This window comes from Gordonia neofelifaecis NRRL B-59395 (assembly GCF_000192435.1).
In the GTDB taxonomy this organism is placed as follows: Bacteria; Actinomycetota; Actinomycetes; order Mycobacteriales; family Mycobacteriaceae; genus Gordonia; species Gordonia neofelifaecis.
This window is the reverse complement of record NZ_AEUD01000039.1, coordinates 1-1355: the sequence shown is the minus strand read 5'-3', so window position 1 is coordinate 1355 and position 1355 is coordinate 1. Positions and strand designations below refer to the sequence as shown.

Genomic DNA, 1355 nt, shown 5'->3' with positions numbered 1-1355 from the left:
TTTCGACTCGCTCCGCTGTGAGTGTTTGGGGTGGTTGGCCTGGGGTCGACTGGCAGGGTGGGCTGCAGGTTCGCCGACATGTTCGTGACCCATCGCTTCGCTGGCCTGGTGACGGTGCCTTTGAGTGAGACTCGTCCGTTCGTGGCGGGGAACCGGTGGCCGCCCTGCCCACTGCATTGGCCTGATCAGAAGCTTGTCCAACACCTCGGGTATCCGCCCAGCGGGTGTGGTGACTCATCACAGTGACGCCATGCGGTGATCTCCTCAGGAACGACCACCGGTTCTGCGAACCGCCTGTTGTTCCATCACGAGGAGGAAGTCCGCATGCCCATCGTTGCAGATTGCTACCGCTACGTCGTCGGTGTCGACACCCACGCCGCTACACACTCGTATTCGATCATCGAGGCCGTCACCGCCAGAGTCGTTGATGAGGCCACGTTCCCGACGTCGGCGGCCGGCCTGGCCCGGGCCCTCGCCTGGATCGGCCGCCGCACCACCGATGCCGGTACCGCTGGGGTATTGGTGAGCGTGGAGGGCAGCAACTCCTACGGCACGCGCCTGACCCGGCACCTGCTCGACGCCGGGTATCGAGTCGTCGATGCGCCCGCACCCACACGCGGCCGCGGGGAATCCAAGACCGACGCGATCGATGCCCGCAAAGCCGCGACCATCATGTTGCCGCGCCGCAGTGCCGGTCTCGCCGACGCCCGCACCGGTGACCTGCATGATTGTTTGAAGACGTTGGTGCCGGCGCGGGATCGGATGGCGCGGGAGAAGACGCGCCAGTTCAATGCTCTGGTGGCTGTGCTGCGCGCCCATGATCTGGGCGTCGACGCCCGCCGCAAGCCCGGAATGTCGACGGTGAAGCAGATCGCCCGGTGGCGTGAGCGCGCCACTGATTCGCGGGCCGAGCAGTTCGCCCGGGCCGAGGTGATTGCGCTGGCTCAGCGGATCCTGGTTCTGCACGCTCAGCTCGCCCAGAATCTGGCATCGCTGCGTGAGCTGGTTACCGCTCACGCACCGGCCCTGTTGCAGATGCCCGGCGTGGGCCCGGTCAACGCCGCGGTGATCTTGAACGCGTGGGCCTATCACGGGCGGATCAAGTCCGAGGCCGCGTTCGCCTCACTCGGCGGCGTCTGTCCGATCGAGGTGTCTTCGGGCAATAGGGAACACCGGCGCCTCAACACCGGAGGCGATCGCCAGTTGAATCGGGCCCTGCATTCGATCGTCCTGACCAACGGTCGATGCGACCGACAAACACAAGAGTTCATCGCCACGCGGATCGCGCAGGGAAAGCATCCCCGCGCGATCCGCCGCACCCTCAAACGCTACACAGCCCGCCGCATCTTCCGACT

1 protein-coding gene is annotated in these 1355 nt (G+C 65.9%); it reads left to right on the top strand.

Annotated features, from left to right (window positions below; genetic code table 11):
• Window positions 1-324: 324 nt before the first annotated feature.
• Window positions 325-1355: IS110 family transposase (locus SCNU_RS19860; protein WP_009681205.1), on the top strand; the 1031-nt coding region annotated here is incomplete at its 3' end.